The sequence below is a fragment of the candidate division WOR-3 bacterium genome (genome assembly GCA_011052815.1).
Classification (GTDB): Bacteria; Hydrothermota; Tepidihabitantia; order SM23-42; family SM23-42; genus DRIG01.
Window position 1 is genome coordinate 1 of the sequence record DRIG01000044.1, and the last position, 24,159, is coordinate 24,159.

The 24,159-nt window shown below is 44.5% G+C and carries 22 protein-coding genes; 17 read left to right on the plus strand and 5 right to left on the minus strand.

Features of this window, described 5'->3' with window-relative positions; translation table 11 throughout:
• The 3 genes from ENI34_04130 to ENI34_04140 all read right to left on the minus strand — a co-directional run.
• Positions 1-1,704, minus strand: a 1,704-nt coding sequence (locus tag ENI34_04130; GenBank protein ID HEC78315.1) for a tetratricopeptide repeat protein, incomplete at its 3' end; no start/stop codon positions are given.
• A 153-nt stretch (positions 1,705-1,857) separates the two neighbouring features.
• Positions 1,858-2,154: an integration host factor subunit beta gene (locus tag ENI34_04135; GenBank protein ID HEC78316.1), complete on the minus strand. Its 297-nt coding sequence runs from the start codon at positions 2,152-2,154 to the stop codon at positions 1,858-1,860.
• On the minus strand, positions 2,151-2,390 hold the full coding sequence (locus ENI34_04140; GenBank protein ID HEC78317.1) for a zinc ribbon domain-containing protein: 240 nt from the start codon (positions 2,388-2,390) through the stop codon (positions 2,151-2,153). Before ENI34_04140 ends, ENI34_04135 begins: the two co-directional genes overlap by 4 nt.
• 426 nt (positions 2,391-2,816) lie before the next feature.
• Between ENI34_04140 and ENI34_04145 the strand changes: the two genes are divergently transcribed.
• From ENI34_04145 to ENI34_04225, 17 genes are all read left to right on the plus strand, one after another.
• Entirely contained in the window at positions 2,817-3,824 is a 1,008-nt protein-coding gene (locus tag ENI34_04145) for a rod shape-determining protein (protein ID HEC78318.1), read from the plus strand.
• Positions 3,825-4,625: a rod shape-determining protein MreC gene (mreC, locus tag ENI34_04150; protein ID HEC78319.1), complete on the plus strand. Its 801-nt coding sequence runs from the start codon at positions 3,825-3,827 to the stop codon at positions 4,623-4,625. It abuts the gene before it with no gap.
• Positions 4,626-4,640: 15 nt separating this feature from the next.
• Positions 4,641-5,060, plus strand: coding sequence for a hypothetical protein (locus ENI34_04155; protein ID HEC78320.1), 420 nt, complete (start codon positions 4,641-4,643; stop codon positions 5,058-5,060).
• Positions 5,045-6,763, plus strand: coding sequence for a penicillin-binding protein 2 (gene mrdA, locus ENI34_04160; GenBank protein ID HEC78321.1), 1,719 nt, complete (start codon positions 5,045-5,047; stop codon positions 6,761-6,763). The genes ENI34_04155 and mrdA overlap by 16 nt, the downstream gene beginning before the upstream one ends.
• Positions 6,747-7,925 carry a rod shape-determining protein RodA gene (gene rodA / locus ENI34_04165; GenBank protein HEC78322.1) on the plus strand — a complete coding sequence of 393 codons (1,179 nt, stop codon included), beginning with the start codon at positions 6,747-6,749 and terminating at the stop codon, positions 7,923-7,925. Before mrdA ends, rodA begins: the two co-directional genes overlap by 17 nt.
• 58 nt (positions 7,926-7,983) lie before the next feature.
• The gene (locus ENI34_04170) at positions 7,984-8,697 is read left to right on the plus strand and encodes a hypothetical protein (GenBank protein ID HEC78323.1); all 714 of its coding nucleotides are present in this window, start codon (positions 7,984-7,986) and stop codon (positions 8,695-8,697) included.
• A gap of 32 nt (positions 8,698-8,729) precedes the next feature.
• Complete coding sequence (locus tag ENI34_04175; GenBank protein HEC78324.1) at positions 8,730-9,788, plus strand: type IV pilus twitching motility protein PilT; 1,059 nt, start codon at positions 8,730-8,732, stop codon at positions 9,786-9,788.
• Between the two features lie 3 nt (positions 9,789-9,791).
• Positions 9,792-10,865 carry a type IV pilus twitching motility protein PilT gene (locus ENI34_04180; protein HEC78325.1) on the plus strand — a complete coding sequence of 358 codons (1,074 nt, stop codon included), beginning with the start codon at positions 9,792-9,794 and terminating at the stop codon, positions 10,863-10,865.
• Positions 10,856-12,943: an ATP-dependent DNA helicase RecG gene (gene recG / locus ENI34_04185; protein HEC78326.1), complete on the plus strand. Its 2,088-nt coding sequence runs from the start codon at positions 10,856-10,858 to the stop codon at positions 12,941-12,943. Before ENI34_04180 ends, recG begins: the two co-directional genes overlap by 10 nt.
• A 7-nt stretch (positions 12,944-12,950) precedes the next feature.
• The gene (locus tag ENI34_04190; GenBank protein HEC78327.1) at positions 12,951-13,949 is read left to right on the plus strand and encodes a DUF4837 family protein; all 999 of its coding nucleotides are present in this window, start codon (positions 12,951-12,953) and stop codon (positions 13,947-13,949) included.
• A gap of 55 nt (positions 13,950-14,004) precedes the next feature.
• Entirely contained in the window at positions 14,005-15,525 is a 1,521-nt protein-coding gene (locus ENI34_04195; protein ID HEC78328.1) for a tetratricopeptide repeat protein, read from the plus strand.
• A complete protein-coding gene (accB, locus tag ENI34_04200; protein ID HEC78329.1) occupies positions 15,522-15,962 on the plus strand; it encodes an acetyl-CoA carboxylase biotin carboxyl carrier protein in 441 nt (146 codons plus the stop codon). Before ENI34_04195 ends, accB begins: the two co-directional genes overlap by 4 nt.
• Positions 15,963-15,986: 24 nt before the next feature.
• Positions 15,987-17,093 carry a PilT/PilU family type 4a pilus ATPase gene (locus ENI34_04205; GenBank protein HEC78330.1) on the plus strand — a complete coding sequence of 369 codons (1,107 nt, stop codon included), beginning with the start codon at positions 15,987-15,989 and terminating at the stop codon, positions 17,091-17,093.
• Between the two features lie 66 nt (positions 17,094-17,159).
• Positions 17,160-18,506 carry an acetyl-CoA carboxylase biotin carboxylase subunit gene (accC, locus tag ENI34_04210; protein HEC78331.1) on the plus strand — a complete coding sequence of 449 codons (1,347 nt, stop codon included), beginning with the start codon at positions 17,160-17,162 and terminating at the stop codon, positions 18,504-18,506.
• A 62-nt stretch (positions 18,507-18,568) separates the two neighbouring features.
• The gene (gene carA, locus ENI34_04215; GenBank protein ID HEC78332.1) at positions 18,569-19,642 is read left to right on the plus strand and encodes a carbamoyl-phosphate synthase small subunit; all 1,074 of its coding nucleotides are present in this window, start codon (positions 18,569-18,571) and stop codon (positions 19,640-19,642) included.
• Positions 19,642-22,869 carry a carbamoyl-phosphate synthase large subunit gene (gene carB, locus ENI34_04220; GenBank protein HEC78333.1) on the plus strand — a complete coding sequence of 1,076 codons (3,228 nt, stop codon included), beginning with the start codon at positions 19,642-19,644 and terminating at the stop codon, positions 22,867-22,869. The genes carA and carB overlap by 1 nt, the downstream gene beginning before the upstream one ends.
• Before the next feature lie 52 nt (positions 22,870-22,921).
• On the plus strand, positions 22,922-23,227 hold the full coding sequence (locus ENI34_04225) for a hypothetical protein (GenBank protein ID HEC78334.1): 306 nt from the start codon (positions 22,922-22,924) through the stop codon (positions 23,225-23,227).
• 36 nt (positions 23,228-23,263) lie between these two features.
• On the opposite strand, the gene ENI34_04230 is transcribed toward ENI34_04225, so the two are convergent.
• Both ENI34_04230 and ENI34_04235 read right to left on the minus strand, forming a co-directional pair.
• Entirely contained in the window at positions 23,264-23,566 is a 303-nt protein-coding gene (locus ENI34_04230) for a hypothetical protein (protein ID HEC78335.1), read from the minus strand.
• Complete coding sequence (locus tag ENI34_04235; protein ID HEC78336.1) at positions 23,563-24,159, minus strand: roadblock/LC7 domain-containing protein; 597 nt, start codon at positions 24,157-24,159, stop codon at positions 23,563-23,565. Before ENI34_04235 ends, ENI34_04230 begins: the two co-directional genes overlap by 4 nt.

Below are 24,159 nucleotides of genomic sequence, written 5' to 3' on the forward strand. Positions count from 1 at the left end.
ACCATTAAAACCGAATTCATCAAAGGCACGCCTCAGGAGAAAAATCAATTGCCTGAGGGAATTGAACGATTTCTCCGGTGCCTCACCGGGCCAGAGCATCTCCATAAGTTGTTCCCGTAAAATCGGTTTTCGGTAATACAGAATCAAAATCTTCAAAAGGTCTTTCATCTTCTTCCTCGATAAAGACAACAAAGTATCGTCATCCCTGGTAATTTCGAACTTTCCGAAAAGTTTGACCGCCAGCGAGGGAAGAGGCTTCTGTTCGAGGGTCTCCAGCACAGCAACCGCTTTATGAGCAATGCGGGGACGCAGTGCCCAGATCTTGTTCTGTACCTTTGATTTTAAATGTCCGAGACCAAGTTTCTCGATCGCGGAAAGGGCGACCTCCTGGCATCGCACTGACCTGTGTTCCAGAAGAAAATTGATCAATTCTTCATGATTTGTAACCAGCCGGAAGAGAATCATCTTCGGTAATGTAGAACGTTTACGCATCAAAAGATATTCACATAACAAAGGAAGAAATATTTGACGCTCCCGTAAGAGGATCGTGTCATAACCGTATTTCCAACATCTCCTCAAGAGTTCATCAAACAATTTGGCGTCTTCGGAACCTCCTTGCTTTCGAATATAGAATCGAAATAATTCACCGATGGTTCTCTCGTATTTTCTGTTCTTTGTCTTTGCTATCCCGCGGTTCAAATATTTTAAAGAAGACCGCCTTTCGCGTAAAAACCAGAGCACCATCCCGGTTTCGATCAAAAGAATCCCTTCATCCAGTTTTTCACCGGTCTGTTCCATGATCGTTTGAGCGCGGTTCAGCAAATCGAGCGCCGTCTGATAATTACCGCGTAACCGCTCCAGGACCCCCATATTGAGATATACATATAACTTCTCCGTGTATGACATACTCTTTTCGAGAAGTTCCAACGCCCGGTTATACACACGGTACGCCTCTTCGAAGTTATGGCCGTCTCTGAGGATATTTGCAAGGATCCAGTATGAAACACCTTCTTCATAAGTCAAGGAAAATTCAACCGCGGATTCTTTACAGCCTGCAAGAAGTTCCTTACCGAGTTCCCAGTCACCTCTTTTCCAGCATAATTCCCCCAGGTTAAGCAGGGCGTATATCCGCAATCTCTTTTCCTGCTCCTTTTCGCAAAGTTCCAGGGCATTACGTAAGTAGACATCCGCCTCAAAAAAATGGCCCTGATGGAGCGGTACAATCCCCAGATTGATCGAAGTTTTCAGAAAAACAGACATCTCCTTTGAACTCTGGGAAAGATAACGGGCTTTTCTATAACACTGTTTCGCCTTTTCGAACTTACCCAGCATCCAGAAATTCACTCCTTTGGAATTCCAGATATCACCGAGCATAAATGTATCACCCTGAATCACCTTGAAACAACGGTCAAGTGCCCTGTTGGAACTTGTATATTCACCTTCCCGACGCAAGATCGTCGCCTTCAATAACAGAGCCTTACATATCAATTCCTGATTTTGTCCTTTCCTAAGAGAAGGTTCGATCTTCTCACAGAGTTCAAGCGCTTTGGAAAGTCTTCCCTTTAAAAATTGGAGATATGCTGAAAGATACAGATATTCATTCGAAGAAGGAACTTTGGAAAGGGTTCGGATTATCTGCTCAAGAGTTACTACATCTCCTTTTTTTACACACTCCTCTCCCTGCCGTACGAGTTCTTCGAACATAATATCACACAAAGGTGATCATCCCGGCTACTTCAACAATCGAAAATCGGGGACCGGCGGAGAAAATGTAATCTGCCGGTGAACACTAACCGCCAACACAGTGCTTCGGCATTGATTGTAACCACATAAACAAAAGACACTTAAATCAATCTTCTATTCTGGTTTAATACGTTTGTTGATTTCATCCTTAAATATCCTCGAAGGTCTGAAGAACGGAACATAGCGGTCAGGCAATGTATATTCTTTACCGCTCTTCGGCGCCCTGGCGGTTCTTCCCGGTCGTCTTCTCAATTCAAAAGTACCGAATCTTCGCAGTTCAACCCGCTTATTCTGGATCAACACATCCCGGATTGTATCCAGAAAAACATCAATTAATTTTTCAATATCGGTCTTGGTAAAAGCAGGACCAAATTTTTCCGCGATCTTCTCAACTAAAAGTTCTCTTCTCATTTTGCCTCCTTATCTTGGGAACATCCAGTACACGAGGTCTTTGAACAACCTGTACAGGACGTACCGATATTACTTGAAAAACTACCATTACATCGCATTCCGAATGTAGAATAAAGCTTTTCAAAATCAATGCTTTCACACCTGGGACATTTGACGTCCTTCATCTCGGAGTTCTTTAATATAAGCTCCTCGAATTTATGGTGACATCTATTACAACGGAATTCAATTATCGGCATAACAATATTATTATAACTATATTAACAATCATGTCAACGATTCTTCTGCACATATTGATCTTCCGACACCGTCTGTTCAAAAGCGGTTATAAACCAAGCTGGCGTTTTCTCCTTTTGCTCTTACGCCTTTTCGTATAAGAACGTCTATCACCTTTCTTCACCTTCCCGCTCTCAATCAACTTCCTGAATTCCTTTTCTGTCAGCAACCTTCTCCTCTCCTGTTTTCTCCGTTCACCTTTTTTTCGTCGTTCGTTCTTCATTCTGACCTCCTTCCTATTCTATCCAATAAAAAAAGTGTGTCAAGAATGTCATCGGAGACTTGACTTTCACTGAAATATATATATTATTTGTAAAAAAGGAGGAAAACCAGTGGCATTCGATTTGAGTATAATCTCTAAGTTTTTCAGAAATATCAAGAGTCAATTTATGAGTGACGTCGCGATCGACCTGGGAACCTGTACAACCCTGATCTATGTCAATGGACGCGGTATCGTATTGAATGAACCGACAGTAGTCGCGATCGATACCAACGCCAAGAAATGTCTTGCCGCAGGGCTTGAAGCGAAAAAGATGTTGGGTAGAACGCCCGGCGAGATCAAAGCCATCAGGCCGATGAAAGACGGAGTTATAGCCGATTTTGAAATGGTCGAACTCTTACTCAGAACATTCATCGAGAAGGTACAGAAAAAAAGGCTCTTCACCCGACCGAGGATAATCATCTGCGTCCCATCCGGCATAACCGAGGTCGAAAAAAGAGCCGTCAGGGACTCGGCGGAAGCGGCGGGCGCCCGTGAAGTCTTCCTGGTTTCAGAACCGATCGCCGCGGCGATCGGTATTGATCTGCCGGTTCATTCACCGACCGGTAATATGATAATCGACATCGGAGGCGGCACCACGGAAATCGCTGTTATCGCCCTGTCCGGTATTGTCACGAACAGTTCAGTGAGGATCGCCGGAGACGAGATGGATGATGCAATCCTTCAATATATAAAGAAAAACTACAATCTCATTATCGGAGAGCAGACCGCCGAGCAGATAAAGATTGAAATCGGAAATGCATTCCCCACAGTAGAGGAAAAGACAATCGAAGTACGCGGTAGAGACCTCGTATCAGGTATTCCGAAAACGATTAAATTAACGAGTCATGAAGTGCGTGAAGCAATTCAGGAACCCCTTTCGATGATTATCGAAGCAATTCGGCTTACCCTGGAAAAGACCCCGCCGGAATTAGCCGCTGACATCGTGAATTCAGGTATCTATATGGCCGGTGGAGGCTCTCTTCTGAAAGGCATCGACACTCTGGTAAGGGAAGAAACAAACCTGCCCGTAATGATTGCAGAGGAACCGAATAAGGCGATTGTCATCGGAGCCGGAAAGATTCTGGAAAACATGCCCCATTATGAAAAAGTAATTTTTCAGATGAAGAGAGAGTAGTTGTCCCGACGGCAGTTAATTTTATTCTCAATTTTACTTATAGTATGCATCACATTCCTAGCACTGGGAGAGCAGTCAAAATTATACTTGTCGACACGCCTTTCAGCGGTCTTACTGTTTCCCGTGAAAACCGTCACCGACTTCTTACATTTTCTGACTATCTCCAACGCCCGCATCACCGAACTGGAAACACTGGTGAATCAACTTCGTCTGGAAAACAGTGAACTCAAGAAAAGAATCCTTCTCGATACGATCGAGTTCAAAACAACGAAGTATGAATTATTAAAAGCCCAGATCATCGGACGTGATCCCTCAAACATCAACGGGTATCTCTATATCAACAAAGGAAAAGAAGATGATGTGAAAATAAACCAACCGGTAATCTCGATAAACGGACTCGTCGGAAAGATAAAACTGATCACCGAAAAGTACAGTGTCGTTGAAACAATTGAAAATCAAGGGTTCGCGGTCAGCGCCGTCGATATAAATACAAAGATACATGGTGTAGTCAAAAAAAAACAGAATCTGATATTCGACTTCATACGCATCGATGATGAAATAGCTGTCGGAGACTCAATCTGCACCTCAGGAATGAGTGAAATATTCCCTCAGGGAATTCTCATCGGAATTGTAAAAAAGATCGAGGAACAAAACACCCTCTTTTTCAAACCCGTCTACATCAAACCGAGCGTTCAGATCAACAAACTTACATACGTCTATGTGATCTCCAACGCCGAAACCGGTTTGCCGCCGCGTCTCATCCCGACCGGTGATATCGGTGACATGGTGAACCCGCCGTAAATACAGGAAGAGCCGATGAAATACCTTTTATATATCATCTTACTTTACCTTTTTCTGCCCTTCAACCATTATCTTGATTTCATAGCGGTCCTTTCCTTCTTCATCGCATTTAAAGAAAATGAAAGATTCGCCCTTGTATTCGCCTTCGCCGCCGGGATTCTCATCGATCTGTATTATCCTGTAGCACTGGGACTTAACGGACTGCTTTATATAATTTTAATCCAGGCTGTTCTCTATATAAAAAAATTTATCGCACAGAACAACGTCGTCGTCGTCACTCTCTTTACGGCATTCTATTTAATAAAAATAACAATGACATACCTTGCTGTCTCCTTCCCCCTGAGTATGAAACAGATAATAATCACTCTGCTGTTTTGTGTACCACTCTTTTTATTGTTAAACAGAATCATCTACAGAACATGGAAGAAAATATAAAAAAATTCAAGGCGATCCGTAATATCATAATCGCCGGTTTTATCATCATTATTCTGGCGAGTGCGCGGCTTCAGATCATCGAAGGTAAAAAATACTTCCGTCTCTCAGAAAAAAACAGAATCAGACAGACGGTCATTCCCGCGCCACGGGGGAAAATATTCGATCGGAACGGCATAGAAATCGCAAACACCAGACCGGGATTCTATGTCTCGGTCATCCCTTCAATAGTAGACAAAGCCGCCCTCACAGAACTGACCCATATTCTCGGCATAAAAGAAAAGACCGTGCGTGAAAAATTCAAGAGCGAGAAGAATCCGTTTATGCCGGTGAAGATCGCCCATGATATCTCTTACAGCCAGCTTTCAATCATCGAGGAAAATATGGACAGACTCAAAGGTGTTGAGGTCGCGGTCGAACCACTGCGCAACTATCCTTATGGAGAATTATTCTGCCACGTACTCGGTTATGTCGGTGAAATCACCAACCTGGAGATAAAAAAATATGAAAACTACTCAATAAACGACTACATCGGCAGAATGGGCATTGAAGAATACTATGAAAATACTCTCAAGGGTATAAACGGTGTGGAGTACATCGAAGTCGATGCACGCGGTAGAGAAATCGGTAAGCTGGCAGAAAAAAGACCCGTGCCTTTTATTCCCGGTAAAGATCTCCATACCACACTCGATTGTGCTCTCACAGAATCGGTTGCCGTCTATCTCGCAGATTATAAAAAAGCCGCCTGTGTCTGTCTGGACCCCCGAAACGGTGAGGTGCTGGTTCTTTATTCAAAACCCGGCTTTGACCCGAACCTCTTCGTACACGGACTGCAGGAAGAAGAATGGAAAATATTGAATACAACACCGGATGCACCGATGTACAACAGGGCGATTATGAGCTGCTATCCCGCCGGTTCGACGTTCAAACCATTCATCGCCTTGGCGGCTCTGGACTCAAAGATGATCACTCCGGATAAATCATTTTCACCGTGCTGGGGTAAATACCGCCTGGGAAGGAGAATCTTCAAGTGCTGGAAAATCCACGGAAAACTCGACCTTTACGGCGCAATTATAAAATCCTGTGATATCTACTTCTACCAGCTGGGTGCATTCATCGGAATCGACACCATCGCCTCCCGGGCAAAAGAAGCCGGTTTCGGCAGAAAAACCGGAATTGATATCCCCAATGAAAAAAACGGATGTCTTCCCGACCGCACATGGTTTGAAAAACATTATGGAAAAAACTGGACAGAAGGCCATCTCTTCAACCTCAGCATCGGTCAGGGCGACCTTCTGGTGACGCCGCTACAGCTCGCCTGTGCTTTTACACTCTTTGCAAACAACGGTGAAATACCCACCCCGCACATCAATAAAGAGTTGAAACCGCAATATCACAAAACTTCATTTTCAAAAGAAGCCCTTGAGGTGGTGAAAGAAGCACTGGGTGGAGTCGTATTGAGCGGCACCGGACAACTCGCCCGTATCAAAGACTGCGAGATCTGCGGGAAAACAGGTACCATCCAAAATCCTCACGGCGAAGATCACTCACTCTTTATCGGCTACGCTCCAAAAGAACGACCTGAAATTCTTGTCTGTATATTCATCGAAAACGCGGGCCACGGCGGCAGTGTAGCTGCTCCGATCGCCGGTAAGATAATAAAAGCTTATCTCAAAACAAAAAGCACCTATGCAAAAGAGAATTGATCTTGGAATCGTGGTGGCAGTAGCCGCACTCTCTTTGATCGGTTTGATAATGATCTTTTCGACCGCCGGAATATCAACATTCACCCGGCAATTGACCTGGCTGGCAGCATCAATCGCAACCGCCGTCGTTTTTTCCAAAATATCGCCGAGATTATGGTCGACCCTGGCTCCTTTTATATATTTTGGTGTAATTTTGATGCTTGTACTGCTTCTGTTCACCAGTGATTCTTATCCGAAACGTTGGTTCAAACTCGGCTGGATCAACCTCCAGCCCTCTGAATTCGCGAAATTTGCGACGATTCTCTTTCTTGCAACCGTCCTGGCGGCGAAAAAACGGCTTAAGAATTTTTCAGACATTCTCATTCCTTTGCTTATCGTGAGCATACCAGCCGCACTGATCTTCATTGAACCTGACTTAGGGGCGGCGCAGATATTCTATCCTATCCTTATTTTGATGCTGTACTGGGCGGGAATGCCCGGCGTCAAACTCTTTATCTTCTTCTCCCCTATTATCTCGGCGGCGGCGAGTTTTTCAATCTACATCTGGGTGCTCTACTTCGTAGGTTTGACAGTTTTCCTCTATTTCCATAAACAATTGAGTGACCTCGTCTACGGTCTGGTGAGCAATTTTCTCGCCGGGTTGAGTATGCCCATTATCTGGAACTCCCTTAAGCCGTATCAACAACAAAGAATCATCTCATTCTTTTCACCCTGGCTTGACCCGAAAGGGATGTCCTGGCAGACGATACAATCAAAGATCGCAATCGGATCCGGTGGAATAATCGGCAAGGGATTTTTATCCGGGACACAAAAAAGATTGGAATTCCTACCGGAAAGACATACAGACTTCGTCTTCTCCTGCCTCGGAGAGGAGTTCGGCCTTGTCGGAATTGTGTTGACTACATTGATCTTCGGTTATCTACTCTATAAGATCCTCATTCTTACAAAAGAAACAAAGAATAAATTTTCGAGTATTCTCGCCAGCGGCATCCTCGCATGGTTCAGCTATCAGACATTTATCAATATCGGGATGACCCTCGGTTTACTGCCGGTCACCGGAGTACCTCTGCCGTTTATAAGTTACGGCGGTTCCTCACTCCTCGCCTGTTTTATGGCGGTCGGGGTCTGTATGGCGATCTCAAAATCAAAGTTCAAGTATTGACAAATAGGATAAATTTGAATATTCTTATAAAGATAATATCAAAAGAACAGGAGGAAAGATGAAAAAATTATTATTCCTATTACCGTTGTTGATTCTGCTCGGTTGCCAGGATACCCTTGAGATCAACCTGACCTGCGCACTCTGGCATACCACTCAGGTAGTAACCATGCAGAGTAATTTATTGGGAGAAGGTGAGCAGATATTCGTCACTCTGACCTGGAGATGGACGTATGAAACTCCCCAGGGAGACGCGGTGATCATCAAAAGAAGCATCGGTGACTCAACCAGTTTTACGGAAATCGATACTGTGTGGCAGATCGACACCTTGATGAACTATATCGACGACGACTCGCTTCTCACACCGAACAGTACTGTTTACTACAGATTGGCATTCCTTACAGGTAAGTCGGTCGATGATTTCATCACAACGGATGTAACCATCCCTGATAACCAAAATTTCTACGAGCCGACCCAGGATACATTGAGCGGTGACACCCTCTATGTTACCTTCAAACAATTATCAGGATTTGACGCCTGTTCCGTATCTGTATTCAACGCCTTCACGACCGAACCCGAGAGTCTGATCCAGCTTTTGAATCCTGTATTCGACACCGCATTATCTTATCCAGACACAACCCTTGCAATCGCAATCTCAGATCCCACAAACTTCCCGAACAACACCACCTATACAATCAAGATTTCCTCATCAAAAGTCGTCGAGTTGATAACCGATTCTTCTTACGGATTTCGGGCGTTCTTTAAACTTCCTTGATGCTTTCCGAATGAACCCTTTTCTGAATTAAAATGGCTAAGGTAGACCTCGATGTCCTTTTGGAAGAGCTGGTTCTGAGGGAAGGCTCTGACCTTCATCTCCGTTATGGAGAACCTCCGACAATCCGTGTCGCCGGGAAACTGCAGAAACTGGAGCAACCACCACTTGATGACAACGACCTCAAGGAGATCATCTTTGGTTTGATGTCTCCTCTCCAGCAGAAACAATTCTTAAAAGCCCTGGAATTTGATATGGCTTATGAAATATCCGGGGTCGCCAGATTCAGGGTCAATATCTTCAAACAGATGGGACACATCGGAGCGGTAATGCGGATCATTCCTCTTAAGATAAAGACGATCGACGAATGGGGGTTTCCCGCAGTCTTCAAGAAAATAGCTTCACTGCCCCGCGGCCTCGTCCTCGTCACCGGTCCAACAGGAAGCGGAAAATCGACGACGCTTGCGGCGATAATCGAATACATCAATCAAAATATGAAAAAGCACATCATCACAGTGGAAGATCCGATTGAATTTCTACACCGCGACAAAAAGTCCATTATCGAACAGAGGGAAATCGGTATCGACACCCATTCTTATGCCGAAGCACTACGTCGTATAATCAGACAGAACCCCGACATCATCCTGGTCGGTGAAATGCGTGACCTCGAAACAATCGCCCAGACAATAACTGCAGCGGAAACAGGTCACCTTGTCTTCTCGACACTACATACAATCGATGCGGTACAGACCGTTGACAGAATCATCGACGTCTTTCCACCGACCCAACAACAGCAGATACGCCTCCAATTATCAACAACCCTTCAGGCGGTCATTACTGAAACACTGGTGCGTAAAAAAGACGGAGCGGGTAGGGTCGCCGCCTTTGAAATCATGGTCTGCACCCCGGCGATCAGAAGCGCCATCAGAGAAGCAAAGACGCCGCAAATATATACTTCGATCCAGACCGGTTCCAAATTAGGGATGATTCAGATGGACCAATATCTCAAAAATCTCTTTCATCAAGGTGTAGTCGAATACGAAGAAGCGTTGGCACATTGTAATAATCCGGATGAATTCGAAAGAAGGGCGTAGATTATGATCAAATTACAGCAACTCTTGAATGCACAGATTCAATATAATGCTTCTGACTTGATCCTGAAGTTCAACTCACCGCCCATTATGAGAATAAACGGAGAACTTAAATTACTCGACCTTCCTCCGCTCACCAAAGCCGATATCGAAACCGGAATAATCGGACTACTCACCAAGGAACAGATCGAAGAATATAAAAGAACATTCGAACTTGATCTCTCCTATGAAATGCCGAACGGAGCACGGTTCCGTGTCAATCTTTTTAAACAACGGGGAAACCTCGGCGGTGTATTCCGACTCATCCCCTCCAAAATTCCCACGATCGATGAACTGGGTTTTCCGCCAATTCTCAAGGAGATCGCCCTGCGGCCCAGAGGTCTGATTGTCGTAACCGGACCATCCGGCTGCGGAAAATCAACGACACAAGCCGCTCTTCTCAACCATCGAAATGAAAATGACACGTGCCATATCGTTACGGTTGAAGACCCGATAGAATTCATTCACCCCAATAAAAAAGCATTGGTGACCCAAAGAGAAGTCGGAAGAGATACCCATTCATTCGCCAACGCCCTGAAGTTCGTTCTGCGGCAGGATCCGGATGTAATTTTGGTGGGAGAGATGAGGGATCTGGAAACAATCTCCCTGGCGATCACCGCAGCGGAAACCGGGCATACGGTAATCACCACCTTACATACCTCGGACGCCGTATCCACGATCGACCGTATCATCGATGTCTTCCCTCCTCATCAACAGAATCAGATAAGGATGCAGATCTCTTTGAATCTCTTATGTGTGATTTCACAAAATTTAGTGAAACGTGCGGACGGCAAAGGTAGAATCGCCGTATATGAAATACTGAATGTCATCCCCGCAGTAAGAAACCTGATCAGAGAAGCGAAAACCCACCAGATATCATCAATCCTCCAGACCTCACAACAACTGGGGATGATCTCCTTTGACGCCTGCCTTGCTAATATGGTAAAGAAGAAACTAATCACAAAAGAGGAGGCAGAATCAAAAGCCCTTAATCCGGATACCTTCCGAAAAGAGATGGAACAGATAGCAAAATCTGCATAGTGTCGAAAAAAACTTATCTCACACTTTCGAGTCCGGTAAAATATATCAAAGGCATCGGACCGAAGCGGGCACTTTATTTTAAAAAAATAGGAATAGAAACAGTCAACGATCTCCTCTTTCTTGTTCCGAGAAAATATCTGGACTATTCCAATATTGTTCTCATAAAAGACCTGAAGATAAACGACGAAGCAACCGTCATCGGGAAAGTAATCCTTGCAGAGCTTCAGAAAACACGACGAAGAGGAATATTGATAAAAGTGATTATCGCCGATAATTCAGGAACCATATTGCTCAAGTGGTTCAATCGTCCGGACCTCAAGAAAAAATTCAAGGTCGGAGATTGGCTTATAGTTTCCGGTAAAGTCAGTTTTTACTACGGCAGGCAGTTCATAAATCCCCTGTATGAATTCATAACCGACGAAGAAAGGATGAATAAAAAACAGGGGGCGATCATCCCGATCTATCCCCTGACCGAAGGGCTGAGCTCATGGGATATAAAGAGGGCGGTAAAGATATGCCTTGATGAGTGCCTTGATGAAATAGTCGAAACACTGCCGGAACCGCTTATCAAAAAAAACAATCTTATGCATCTGCACGAAGCCATTCGTAAAATCCACTTACCCGAGAAAAGAGAAGAAGCGATCGCCGCACGCCGCCGTCTGGTCTACGATGAGTTCTTTTTCTTCGAGTTGATACTTGCGAAAAGAAAAAACTCAATCAAAAAAGAACGAGGAATTATGCTCAAAGAGAACGGTATGTTGACAAAAAAATTCCTCGAACTACTTCCTTTTTCACTGACCCGTGGACAGATGGAAGTGATAAAGAGCATTGCGGCGGATATGGCGGAACCGCAGCCGATGAATCGTCTGCTGCAGGGAGACGTCGGCTCAGGGAAAACCGTCGTTGCTCTATATGCTATGCTTATAGCTGTAGAAAACGGTTATCAATCAGCCCTGATGGCGCCGACAGAACTCCTTGCCGAACAGCATTTCCTGAACCTTAAAGAGATTCTGAAAAAGTTGAATCTCGATTCCGCCCTCCTCACAAGCAGCATCAGAACGAAAGAAAAACAGGAAATAATCAAAAAAATATCTGCAGGAGAAATTGACATAATTTTCGGGACCCATGCATTAATCGAAGGGAATGTAATCTTCAAAAAATTGGGACTTGCAGTCGTCGATGAACAGCATCGATTCGGTGTAATGCAAAGGGCGGCGCTGGTCAATAAAGGCGTCAATCCCGATTTTCTTGTACTCTCCGCCACCCCTATACCGCGTACCATCGCACTTACACTCTACGGAGACCTGGATATTTCGCTCTTAAAAGAAAAACCTCCGCATCGAGGCGAGGTAATAACACGGATCGTAAAACCCCGGGAAAAGAACGCCGCTTTTGATTTTGTTAAACAGGAATTATCCCGAAAAAGACAGGTCTTCATCATCTGCCCGATAATCGAGAAATCCGAAAAACTCGACCTGAAATCAGTGGCAGAAGTCTATCAGGAAATCACCAGGACATTCCCCAATCACTCGGTGGGAGTGATCCACGGCAGATTGAAAACAGACGAAAGGATGAAGATCATGACTCAATTCCGCAACGGTGAACTGGAAATCCTTGTTGCTACGACCGTCATAGAAGTCGGGGTCGATATACCAAATGCCACGGTGATGTTGATCGAACATCCTGAAAGATTCGGTCTTGCACAACTCCATCAACTCAGGGGACGGATCGGAAGAGGAGCCCAGAAGTCGTATTGTTTCCTCTTTCTCGACCGTTTTGTCTCCGAGGAGACATTTGAACGTATATCGTTCTTTGAGAAGAACAACAACGGCTTCGCATTGGCGAATAAAGATATGAGTTTACGCGGACCCGGCGAAATACTGGGTAAAAAACAGCACGGTCTCCCCGACATCAAAATCGGAGACCTGGAGAACGACCGGGAACTCCTGTTTTCAGCCCGTGATGATGCCTTTGAACTCATAAAGAAAGATCCGGAAATGAACGATTCAGAACATTATATGCTTCGGAGATATTTACAAAAAATCGCAAAGAAAGAAAATTTATTACGGATCGGATAAGGAGGAAATGATGAAAATGACCAAAAAAATCAACACCGACGGACTTTCCGCTGCAGTATATTCCATGCTGTTAATGTCCATATTCTTCTTTTCCTGTACAAAGATACCGCAGAATGTGGGCAAAACCCGGGAAATAATCGTCGTCTCGTCGAAGGTGGACACAAATTTAATAATCAAAAACCTGCAGCTCTATAATTATGTTCCGCAGAAGGAAGGATTGTTCAAATTTATCTGCATTTCTGATTCAGCGATTGAAAAATATGATAAATTCCACACGATATTCCTTTACGGCTCTCTTGAAGATGAATTTATAAACCTTCTGCTGAACAGAGATGCGAAAAAAGCCACTGAAAAAGACACATTCACATTATTTAAACTGAATGACCTGTGGGCGAAAGGACAACTTGCGATTATCCTTGTAACCGCCAGGCCGGAATATATCCAGCCGGGGATAGAGAAGTATAAGGAACTGCTCGTAAAGATATTGGAAGAAAACTATTATTCAAGGATAAAAGAGAATTATTATACCAAACATTTCGACAAGCAGTTGAAAAAAAGTTTAAAAAGATTCGGGATAGTCTTTGATCTCGATAAGCAATGGTTGATCGACTCCACATATAAAAACGAAAATTTCATCTTTGTGCACGCCCACTTTCCCGACCGCAGTATCTTCTTCTATAAAGAAAAACTGAATGGCGAACTGACAAAAGCGTTTGCAGTGGCAAAAAGAAACAGTCTGACCGGGAAATACTACGATGGTGATTATATTCTGGAAGAGCTTACTGATATCGAAAAGATTGAATTCAAAAATATGAAAGGCATAAGAATGAAAGGCGTCTGGCAGAATGATTCACTGGTCGCCGGCGGACCGTTTCTCTCTTATTTTCTGACCCATCGGGATACCCTCTATGTCATAGACGGACTGTTATTCAATCCCGGCGAGAGAAAGAGCGAGTATTTCACAACTTTGGAAGTAATCCTCAATTCCTTTGAATTGGTTGAATAAAATAAAAATCTTGACAAAGCGGATATAATGATTAATATATATTATATTATAGCTAATGGAGGAAGATATGGCAGAACGAGATTTTTCTGAAATTGCAAGATTGAGTGAACGTTACAACAAAGATCCAAAATCAAGAATATTCGTCCAGCTTGCTGATGCATACCGGAAGAACAATATGATAGATGAAGCACTCGAAATACTGCAAAAAGGACTGCAGCACCATCCTAACTACAGTCTTGCTTATTTAATCCTGGGAAAATGCTATTTTGACAAAAGGATGTACGCTCAGGCAAAAGATTCCTTTGAAAAAACTTTATCGTTCGACCCCCAGAATATCGTCGCCCTGCGCATGCTTGCCCAGATATGCGAAACCACAAAGGACGAGGAGGGTCAAATTTCAGCGTATAAAGGGATTCTTACGATTGATCCTTTCGACGCCTCGGCGAAAGAAAAACTCGATCGTTTGGAGGCACTCAGGAAAAAAGAACCCTTATATACCATGTCCATGGCGGAAGAATACGAACGCCAGGGAGATTTGACAAAGGCTCTGGAAATATATGAACATCTTCTTTTCACCGATCCCACTGATATCTTGCTTCAGGAAAAAGTCAAACAACTGAAGGAAAAAACAGGCGGAGAAACCCAGAAAGCGGCGGAAGAAAAACTTGAAAAGTTGCAGGTGGAGACATTCTTTAAGCCAGAGGATCTGGAAAAACCTCAGCAGGTCGAACCTTCTGCTCCTCAACCGGACACCATCCAACCGGTGCAGGAACCAGAACCGGTCCAACCGATGGAAAAAACCGAAGAACCGCAGCAACCGACTATTCAAGAGCAGCCTAAACAAGAAACAGACGCTAAAGTGGAAGAAAAACTTGAAATCCTTCAGCCGTTTGGTGAAGAACCTTCCCCTCCGAAAGAAGAGCTTGACATATTGAAACCCGTTGAGGCAACTGAAGAGGAGAAAAGCGAGGAACCAACACCTATAAAGCTGCAGGAAGAAACAGCTGTTTCTCCGGTCGAAGAAACGCCTCGGGATGATAAAACAACACCTCCGGCTGATGTTCAGGCAGCACCGGAATCAACGGAAGAAGAAGAAATTATGTCGCTCGAAGATTTTTTAACTGAAGAACCATCTGAGAAGGTTGAAGAAACAACGCCGATATCAGAAACAAAAGAAGAATCACCCCTCGCCGCAACAGAACCGATTCAGGCAGCGACTACGCAGTTAGCTCCGGAGCCTGAAGAGCGGACTGAAGAACCACCTCTGTCAACTCCGGAAGAAAAACCGATACCGATTAAAGAAGTTGAACCCACACCTTCAGCTCAAGAACCGAAAGAAGAAATCGACCAACCGCCTCAACCCATGTCTGAAGAGCAGGAGCCGGAAATCAAATTAAAACCCAAGAAACCGGAAGAAAAGACTCCACCGGCTGTTGACAGCTCACAACCAACCGAGCAGAAACCTGCACCGCCTGAGCAACAACCGGAAAAGCCCGATGAAAAAAAGGAACCGGAAAAGCCGAAAGAAGAGGATTTTAAATCTTTCCAGGATTGGCTTTCAGGTCTGTTAAAATGAAGATAAAAAATATTGAAAAACTTGTCAAAATTTTGGAAAACAGTGTCGTTTCAGAAATTGAAATCACTGATCTGTTCGGCCGCACTGTGAGAATAAGAAAATCAGGCAATAATACCCAGATAACACAAACTCCAGCTAAAAAGCAACCTACCGCGGTCTCTGAGCCGCAAACCACCGAGCAGGAAGATAAAAAGAACCTGGTTGCGATTAAATCTCCTATAGTAGGTACTTTTTACCGTGCACCGGCACCCGATGCTCCCCCTTATGTGGAAATCGGAGACGTTGTCAAACCCGGTCAGGTGGTCTGTATCGTGGAAGCGATGAAGTTGATGAATGAAATCGAATCCGACGTTGCGGGAAAGATTGTAAAAATACTGGTCAAGAACGAAGATCCTGTCGAATATAATCAAGAACTGTTTTTGATTGAACCCTTATAATTTTAAAGAAAAAAGAGGCAGAAGATGGAATTAAAAGGTCTTCTTGAAAAAATGCAAAAAGTAAATGCTTCAGATTTACATCTGAAAGCAGGTTCAACACCGGTTTTCAGAATCGACGGAAAACTTGTTTCGGAAAAAGGGGAATCACTCACGCCGGAAAATTTAAAGACCATGGCATATCAAATAATGACCCCTTCCCAGCAGCAGACATTCGAACGTATGAAAGAAATGGACTTTGCAATCAGTGTTCGGGGTATTGGAAGATTCAGGGTTAATGTCTTCTTACAGAGGGGCAGTATCGCCATAGCCATGCGTGCAATTCCTTTTTCAGTACGGCGAATCGAAGAATTGAACCTCCCCCTGATACTCAAGGATATCGCATTAAAACCCAGAGGACTCATTCTCTGTACCGGCACCACTGGAAGCGGAAAATCGACCACTCTGGCGGCGATGATCGAACATATCAATGAAAACGTGGCGCGCCACGTAATCACGATCGAAGATCCAATCGAATACCTGTTCAGGGACAACCTCTCCATAATATGTCAACGGGAAGTATTGATGGATACCATCTCTTTCTCCATCGCCCTGAAACACATTCTGCGGCAGGATCCCGATGTAATACTCATCGGTGAAATCCGCGACCGGGAAACAATGGATGTGGCGCTGAAAGCCGCGGACACGGGGCATCTTGTGCTTTCAACACTCCACACCTTAAACGCTACAGAAACGATCAACCGTATCATATCATTCTATCCACCGCATCAACACCAGCATATCAGGGTTCTGCTCGCGACGACCCTCACCGGTGTGGTCTCTTTAAGACTCTTACCGCGTTCCGACGGTAAAGGGCGGATACCGGCGGTGGAAGTGCTCTTATCAACCCCGACAATAAAAGAATATCTGCTTGATCCTGTGAAGACAATGCTCATCCAATCAGCGATTGAAGAAGGGTATGGCCAATATGGTATGCAGACATTCGACCAATCAATCTTTAAATTGTACAAAGACGGCTTGATCTCCTATGATGACGCCATCCAGGCGGTCACCAATCCTGATGAATTCAAACTGCGACTCGTCGGCATCGAAGCCACGGCAGAGCGAGGATGGGGCGCCTTTGATAAAAAATAGAATATACCCAAAGAAGTCCATATCCACCGTTATCAATTAAACCCGGGTGAAGACGCCTGAATATCCATGAAGTTCAAAAAACTGCTCATAGCCAACCGCGGTGAAATCGCCATCCGGATAATCCGTGCTGCAAAGGAACTGAAACTCCAGACAGTGGCGGTGTATTCCGAGGTCGACAGCAACGCCCTCCATACAAGGTTGGCTGACGAAGCCGTCTGCATAGGACCGCCGCCGAGCAAAGACAGTTACCTTAATATCACCAGAATCATCAGCGCCGCAGAAGTCACCGGTGCGAAGGCGATACACCCTGGTTACGGTTTTCTCGCGGAAAATCCGGAGTTTGCGGAAATATGTGAGTCGTGCGGCATAACCTTCATCGGTCCGAAACCCGAACATATCAGAATAATGGGTGATAAGATAAAAGCGAAAGAGACGATGGCTGAAGCCGGTGTCCACGGTATTCCCGGCAGCGGAGGTGCAGTAGAAACACTGAAACAGATACGGAAGGTCGTCGATAAAATCGGCTTCCCGATTATACTCAAAGCGGCTTCCGGAGGTGGAGGAAAAGGAATGAGGATCGCCCAGAACAACGAAGAACTGGAATCCGGATTTCGTATCACCCAGGCGGAGGCAAAAGCAGCTTTCGGCGACGGCAGAATCTACATCGAAAAGTACATCACAAAACCCAGACATATCGAAGTTCAGATAATCGGAGATTCTTTCGGGAATGTCGTTGCACTCGGTGAACGGGAATGTTCGATTCAACGCCGACATCAGAAACTCATCGAAGAATCACCGTCGCCGGTGGTCGATAAAAAACTCAGACAGAGACTTATGGAGGCTGCAATCCAGGCGGCGAAGACTATTCAATATCAATCAGCCGGCACCATCGAATTCCTTATGGACGAAAACAAAAATTTCTACTTTATGGAGATGAATACCCGAATCCAGGTTGAGCATCCTGTCACAGAGATGGTCACCGGTATCGACATATTGAAAGAACAAATCAAGATCGCCATGGGAGAAAAACTCGGGTTCACTCAAAAACAAATTTCTTTGAAAGGCCATGCCATAGAATGTCGGATTAATGCAGAAGACCCGTCGCGTAATTTTGTTCCCACACCGGGTAAAATCACTTTCTTCCATATGCCCCAGGGACTCGGTGTAAGATTCGACACCCATATCTTCGCCGGTTATACAATTCCCAGCCATTATGATTCCCTTATAGGAAAACTTATCGCCCACAGCAACTCCCGGTTGGAAACAATCGCCCGGATGAAACACGCCCTTGAAGAAACGGTCATTGAAGGAATTCCGACGACAATCCCTTTCCATCTGAAGATTATGGACAATGAGAAATTCATCCGCGGCAACATCTCAACCCATTTCATCGAAGAAATAACAGAATCCTGAATCCCCCATATTCTCTATATATATTGACATAACCTCAATTATAGTTATACTGATATTTTAGTATGCCTAACGGACTCCTCATCCTGGAGGATGGAACATTCATAAAAGGTAAAACCTTCGGCGCCAAAACAGAGGTTTTTGGAGAGATAGTATTTAATACCTCAATGACCGGATATGAAGAATCGTTCACAGATCCCTCTTATGCGGGTCAGATTCTTCTTATGACCTATCCACTGATAGGCAATTATGGTATTCATAAAAAGAATCTCGAATCACACAAAACCCAGATCCGCGGACTTGTCGTAAAAGAACCGTATCTGCATTCCCACCGTGGGCAGCAGCTGGCTGACTTCATAAAGAAAGCGGCAATCCCCTGCCTCTACAGCGTCGACACTCGTGCTTTGACTCTCAAGATAAGAAAACACGGAACAATGAAAGCGATGATAATCTCTGAAAATTCCCCGGCTGTTGATATAACGTCATATCTAAAAAAAATAAAAAACACCCCTTATCCGGATACTGAAAATCTGGTTGCAAGAGTTTCCTGTAAAAGGATAATCGTCCATAAAAGCAGAAAGAAGAAGAAGGTCGTTTTGATCGATTGCGGTGTCAAAAAGAGTATTTTAAAAAATCTTAAAAAATACGCCGCGGTAATTCAGGTTCCCTATGATACCTCTACAGCAGCCATTAAAAAGATTTCTCCCGACGCCGTCGTGATATCCAATGGGCCGGGTAATCCGGAACATCCACAAATATTGAAAACAACAGTCAAAACAGCAGCCGACTTGGTTAACTACTATCCGGTATTCGGTATCTGTTTAGGCCATCAGATTCTCGGCAGGGCGCTCGGTCTCAGGACATATAAGTTAAAATTCGGACACCGCGGTTCGAATCATGCTGTAAAGAACCTAAACAACGGCAGTCTCTATATCACCTCTCAAAATCACGGCTATGCACTCCAGGCGAAATACAGTAATAAAGAGGTTGAAATTGACTGGCTGAATGTAAATGACCACACTGTGGAAGGACTCCGCCACAAAAAATTACCGGTCTCCTCAGTACAGTTTCACCCTGAAGCATCACCCGGTCCCCGGGATACTGAATTCCTTTTCAGAAACTTTATGGAGTCACTGTAATGGCTAAAAGAAGAGACCTTAAGAAACTTCTTATCATCGGTTCTGGTCCCATCATAATCGGCCAGGCGGCGGAATTCGATTTTTCAGGTTCCCAGGCGAGTCTTTCATTACGGGAAGAAGGTTACAAAACCATCATAGTAAATTCAAATCCAGCGACCATCCAGACCGATCAGGACACCGCGGATATAGTTTATATCGAACCACTTAATCTGGAAACTTTGACGAAAATTATAGAAAAAGAAAGACCGGACGGCCTCCTGCCCGGATTTGGAGGGCAGATCGCCCTGAATCTGGCTTATAATCTTGCCGGAGAAGGCGTTCTCGAAAAATACTCGGTGGAACTTCTCGGTTCTAACTACGAAACAATCGAGATGGCGGAAAATCGTGAATCCTTCAGAAACCTGATGGAAACAATCAATGAACCGATACCGAAAAGCTTTGCCTGCCGAAACTTTGAAGAAATCCGACAGGCGCTGAAAGAGATCTCGTATCCGGTTTTAATCAGACCCGCATATACGCTGGGCGGGACAGGAAGCGGTGTCGCCGAATCATGGAACCAACTCCAAGAGATAGCCGCTGCCGGACTCAGACAATCTCCCATCAACCAGGTGCTTGTTGAAGAAAATCTTCTGGGATGGAAAGAATTCGAATATGAAGTGATGCGCGACGGTGACGACAACTGCATAACTATCTGCAGTATGGAGAATATCAATCCCATGGGTGTACATACCGGTGAAAGTACAGTGGTGGCTCCGGCTCAGACCCTCACAGACAAAGAAAATCAATCTCTCAGAAGTATAAGTCTGAAAATCATAAGGGCGCTCAAGGTCTGCGGAGGTTGTAATATCCAGTTTGCGGTGAATCCCAAAAAATGGGAATACAGAATCATCGAAGTCAATCCAAGAGTTTCACGGTCTTCTGCCCTTGCGTCCAAGGCGACCGGTTATCCCATTGCACGCGTCAGTGCCAAGATAGCGGTAGGAATGACCCTGGATGAAATACCGAACGCCGTGACAAAAAAGACATATGCGGCATTTGAACCGACACTCGACTATGTGGTGGTCAAAATACCACGCTGGCCCTTTGATAAATTTCCGACCGTCAACAGAAGAATAACAACCCAGATGAAATCGACCGGCGAGGCGATGGCGATCGGCAGCACTATTGAAGAAGCACTCCTCAAGGCGGTACGAGCCCTGGAAATTTCTCAAGACGGGTTTGAACCCGAAAATATCATAGAATATAAATTAATAAAGGAATTACAGGAACCCACAGACCGCCTGCTCTTCTGCATCGCCGAGGCGTTACGGCGGGGATATTCAGTAGATAAAATCGCCCGTCTGACGATGATCGATAAATTTTTCATTAATAAATTCGCCCGGATAATAAGATTCGAAAAGCGCCTGAAAAAGGAAAAACTTTCAAAGGAACTGTTAAGAGAAACAAAACGCCTTGGCTTTTCTGATAACGATATCGCACGCATCATCGAGGAGACACCTGATAAAATAAGAAAGCTCCGCCGTAAATACGGTATCCGTCCTAAATTCAATATGGTCGACACCTGTGCCGGTGAATTCGAAGCAGCCACTCCATACTATTATTCAACCTATTATACAACCGGCTTCAGAAAGAGAAAAAGAAAAACCAATAAAAAACGCATACTCATCATCGGATCAGGACCCATCCGTATCGGGCAGGGAATCGAGTTCGACTACTGCTGTGTTCATGCAGCGGTCGCACTGAAGAAGCTGGGTTATGAAGCAATCATGATGAACAGCAACCCTGAAACAGTATCCACTGATTTCGATGTATCAACGAGATTGTATTTCGAGCCCCTCACCCTGGAAGATGTCCTGAATGTCATTGATGAAGAAAGATGCGGTGGTATGATCCTGCAGTTCGGAGGCCAAACCTCGATAAATTTATCAATCCCCCTGTCTCAACTACGCAAAAGAGGACACTATGATTACAAAATACTGGGAACCCAACCCGTCGACATCCATCGTGCCGAAGACCGTAAACTTTTCTCGCAGTTATTAAAGACGTTGAAAATACGCCACCCTTCTTTCGGAACCGGCTATTCTTACGAAGACGTCAAACTCGTCGCGGAAAAAATCGGCTACCCCGTGATAGTAAGACCGAGTTATGTACTCGGCGGCAGGGCGATGGAAATAGTCTATGAACAGGAAGGCTTGGAACAGTATATTGAGGCGGCGGCGAGGGTCTCATGTGAACACCCGGTGTTGGTTGATAAATACATCGCTGATGCGATTGAAGTCGATGTCGACGCCTTATGCGACGGTAGAGATATTTTCATTGCAGGGATTATGGAACATATCGAACAGGCGGGTGTCCACTCCGGTGATTCCTACTCGGTCATGCCGCCCTACACCTTACATAAAAAGACCATCAAAGACATCGCCTCAATCACACGCAAGATCGCAATTGCATTGAATACAAAAGGTTTGATCAATATCCAGTTCGCGGTAAAAAATAATAAAATATATGTTCTGGAGGCGAATCCGAGAGCATCGCGAACCATCCCCTATGTATCAAAAACCATCGGCCTACCCCTTGCAAAATTAGCCACCTATGTAATGGTCGGAAAATCACTGGAAGACCTGAGAAGAGAAGGATTACTGCATAATCCGCCGAAAAGCAAATTTGTCTCAATCAAAGGGCCGGTCTTTCCTTTCCTGAAATTACCTGGAGTCGACCCGATCCTCGGACCAGAAATGAAATCAACCGGTGAGATAATGGCGATCGACAAAAACTTCGGAGCGGCGTATTATAAAGCAATTCTCAGCGACAATAAATTCAGCAGTTCTGGAACCGTCTATATAACGGTTCGGGACAGTGACAAACCCAAGATATTAAAATTGGCGAAAGAATTCATCAAACTCGGTTTTGACATCGTAGCGACAAGGGGAACCGCGGATTTTCTGAGAAATCACGGGATAGCCGTTAAAACAACTTACCGCATAGATGAACACAAATCTCCCAATGCACTCGACTTAATGAAAGCTCGTAAAATAGATCTGATAATAAACACCCCCACCCTGACATTCCGTGCGAAACGCGATGGTTATGCAATGAGACGACTCGCAGTTGAATTGAATATTCCGTTCATCACCGCCTTGACTTCAGCAAAAGCGGAGATTGAAGCGATTAAATTCGCGAAAAAACATCCGCTTGCAATACACCCGCTCCACGAATACCACAAATGAATCGTGTATTAATTCTTGACTGAATCCTTATTTTATATATAATTATTTTACTATGCCGATAAATGACAGATGGAGGAAATTAATCCCTGAGCAGATACAGAATGCTCCGGACTTTCCCGGCGTCTTTGAATTCACCGACATATTACAGGAAAGTATTCTCTATATCGGCCGCACAGAAAGCCTCGCCCAGACGATTCAAGAAATCTTTGAAAAGAAACCACCGGAATTCGCCATGGTGAGTTTTTTCCGTTTCCATGCCACGAATGATTATGAAAATGAATATAAACAACTGCTCGCTGAATATCAGGAAAAATACAATAATACTCCGCCCATAAACAACAGATTAGCTCAGAATTAGAGATTTAACGCAAAAAATATCCTGGTGGACAAACTACTACTTGATTTTGTCTGTCTTGATTTTTATCAAACCCAGATTCGCATCCTTCTGGCATATTACAAAGAAAATTCCTTCTTCTGACTCTTTCACAAAAAAAACATTATTCTGGGTATAGAGAACCACTGATGCCCTTTCAATATCAAGACTTCGCTTAATGGTATTAATAACCTGGGCAGCCATAGCTGCGGATTTTTCCGCGTTGTATCCCACTGTGAACTGGCTCTCTATAACAAAACCATCATCGGTCGCCAAGCCGGCACCCAGAACTTTCGGAATTTTCGTCAATTCATCTACCTTCATCCTAAGATCTCCCTTATTTCATCAATAACCTTGCGTGCATAGACAAACACCAAGCCGGGTTTTGTCTCTTTACGGGTTATCACAGTAAACAGCGAATCACCGGCTGTTATCACACAGATTGTTTCATCATTTTTTTCAATTATAAACTTCTCGACACGACCTTCTTTCAAAAATCGAAACGACTCCTCGGCTTCATTATAGATAGCAGCAATCATCGCACAAAGCTCTTCAATATCAGCATACTCCTTATAATAATTCTGTATCAGAAGTCCATCCCTGGAGCAGATAAAAGCACCTTTTACCGTCTTTATATCCAGTAGTTTCTTAATCGGTTTTTCTAAGGAAGCAAGAGGAACAACCACCTCGACCTCTTTCTTCTCCTCTTTCACCTCAGGCTCAGGTACTGCCACAGCCTCAACCTCTTTCTTCTCCTCTTTCACCTCAGGCTCAGGTACTGCCACAGCCTCAACCTCTTTCTTCTCCTCTTTCACCTCAGGCTCAGGCACTGCCACAGCCTCAACCTCTTTCTTCTCCTCTTTCACCTCAGGCTCAGGCACTGCCACAGCCTCAACCTCTTTCTTCTCCTCTTTCAC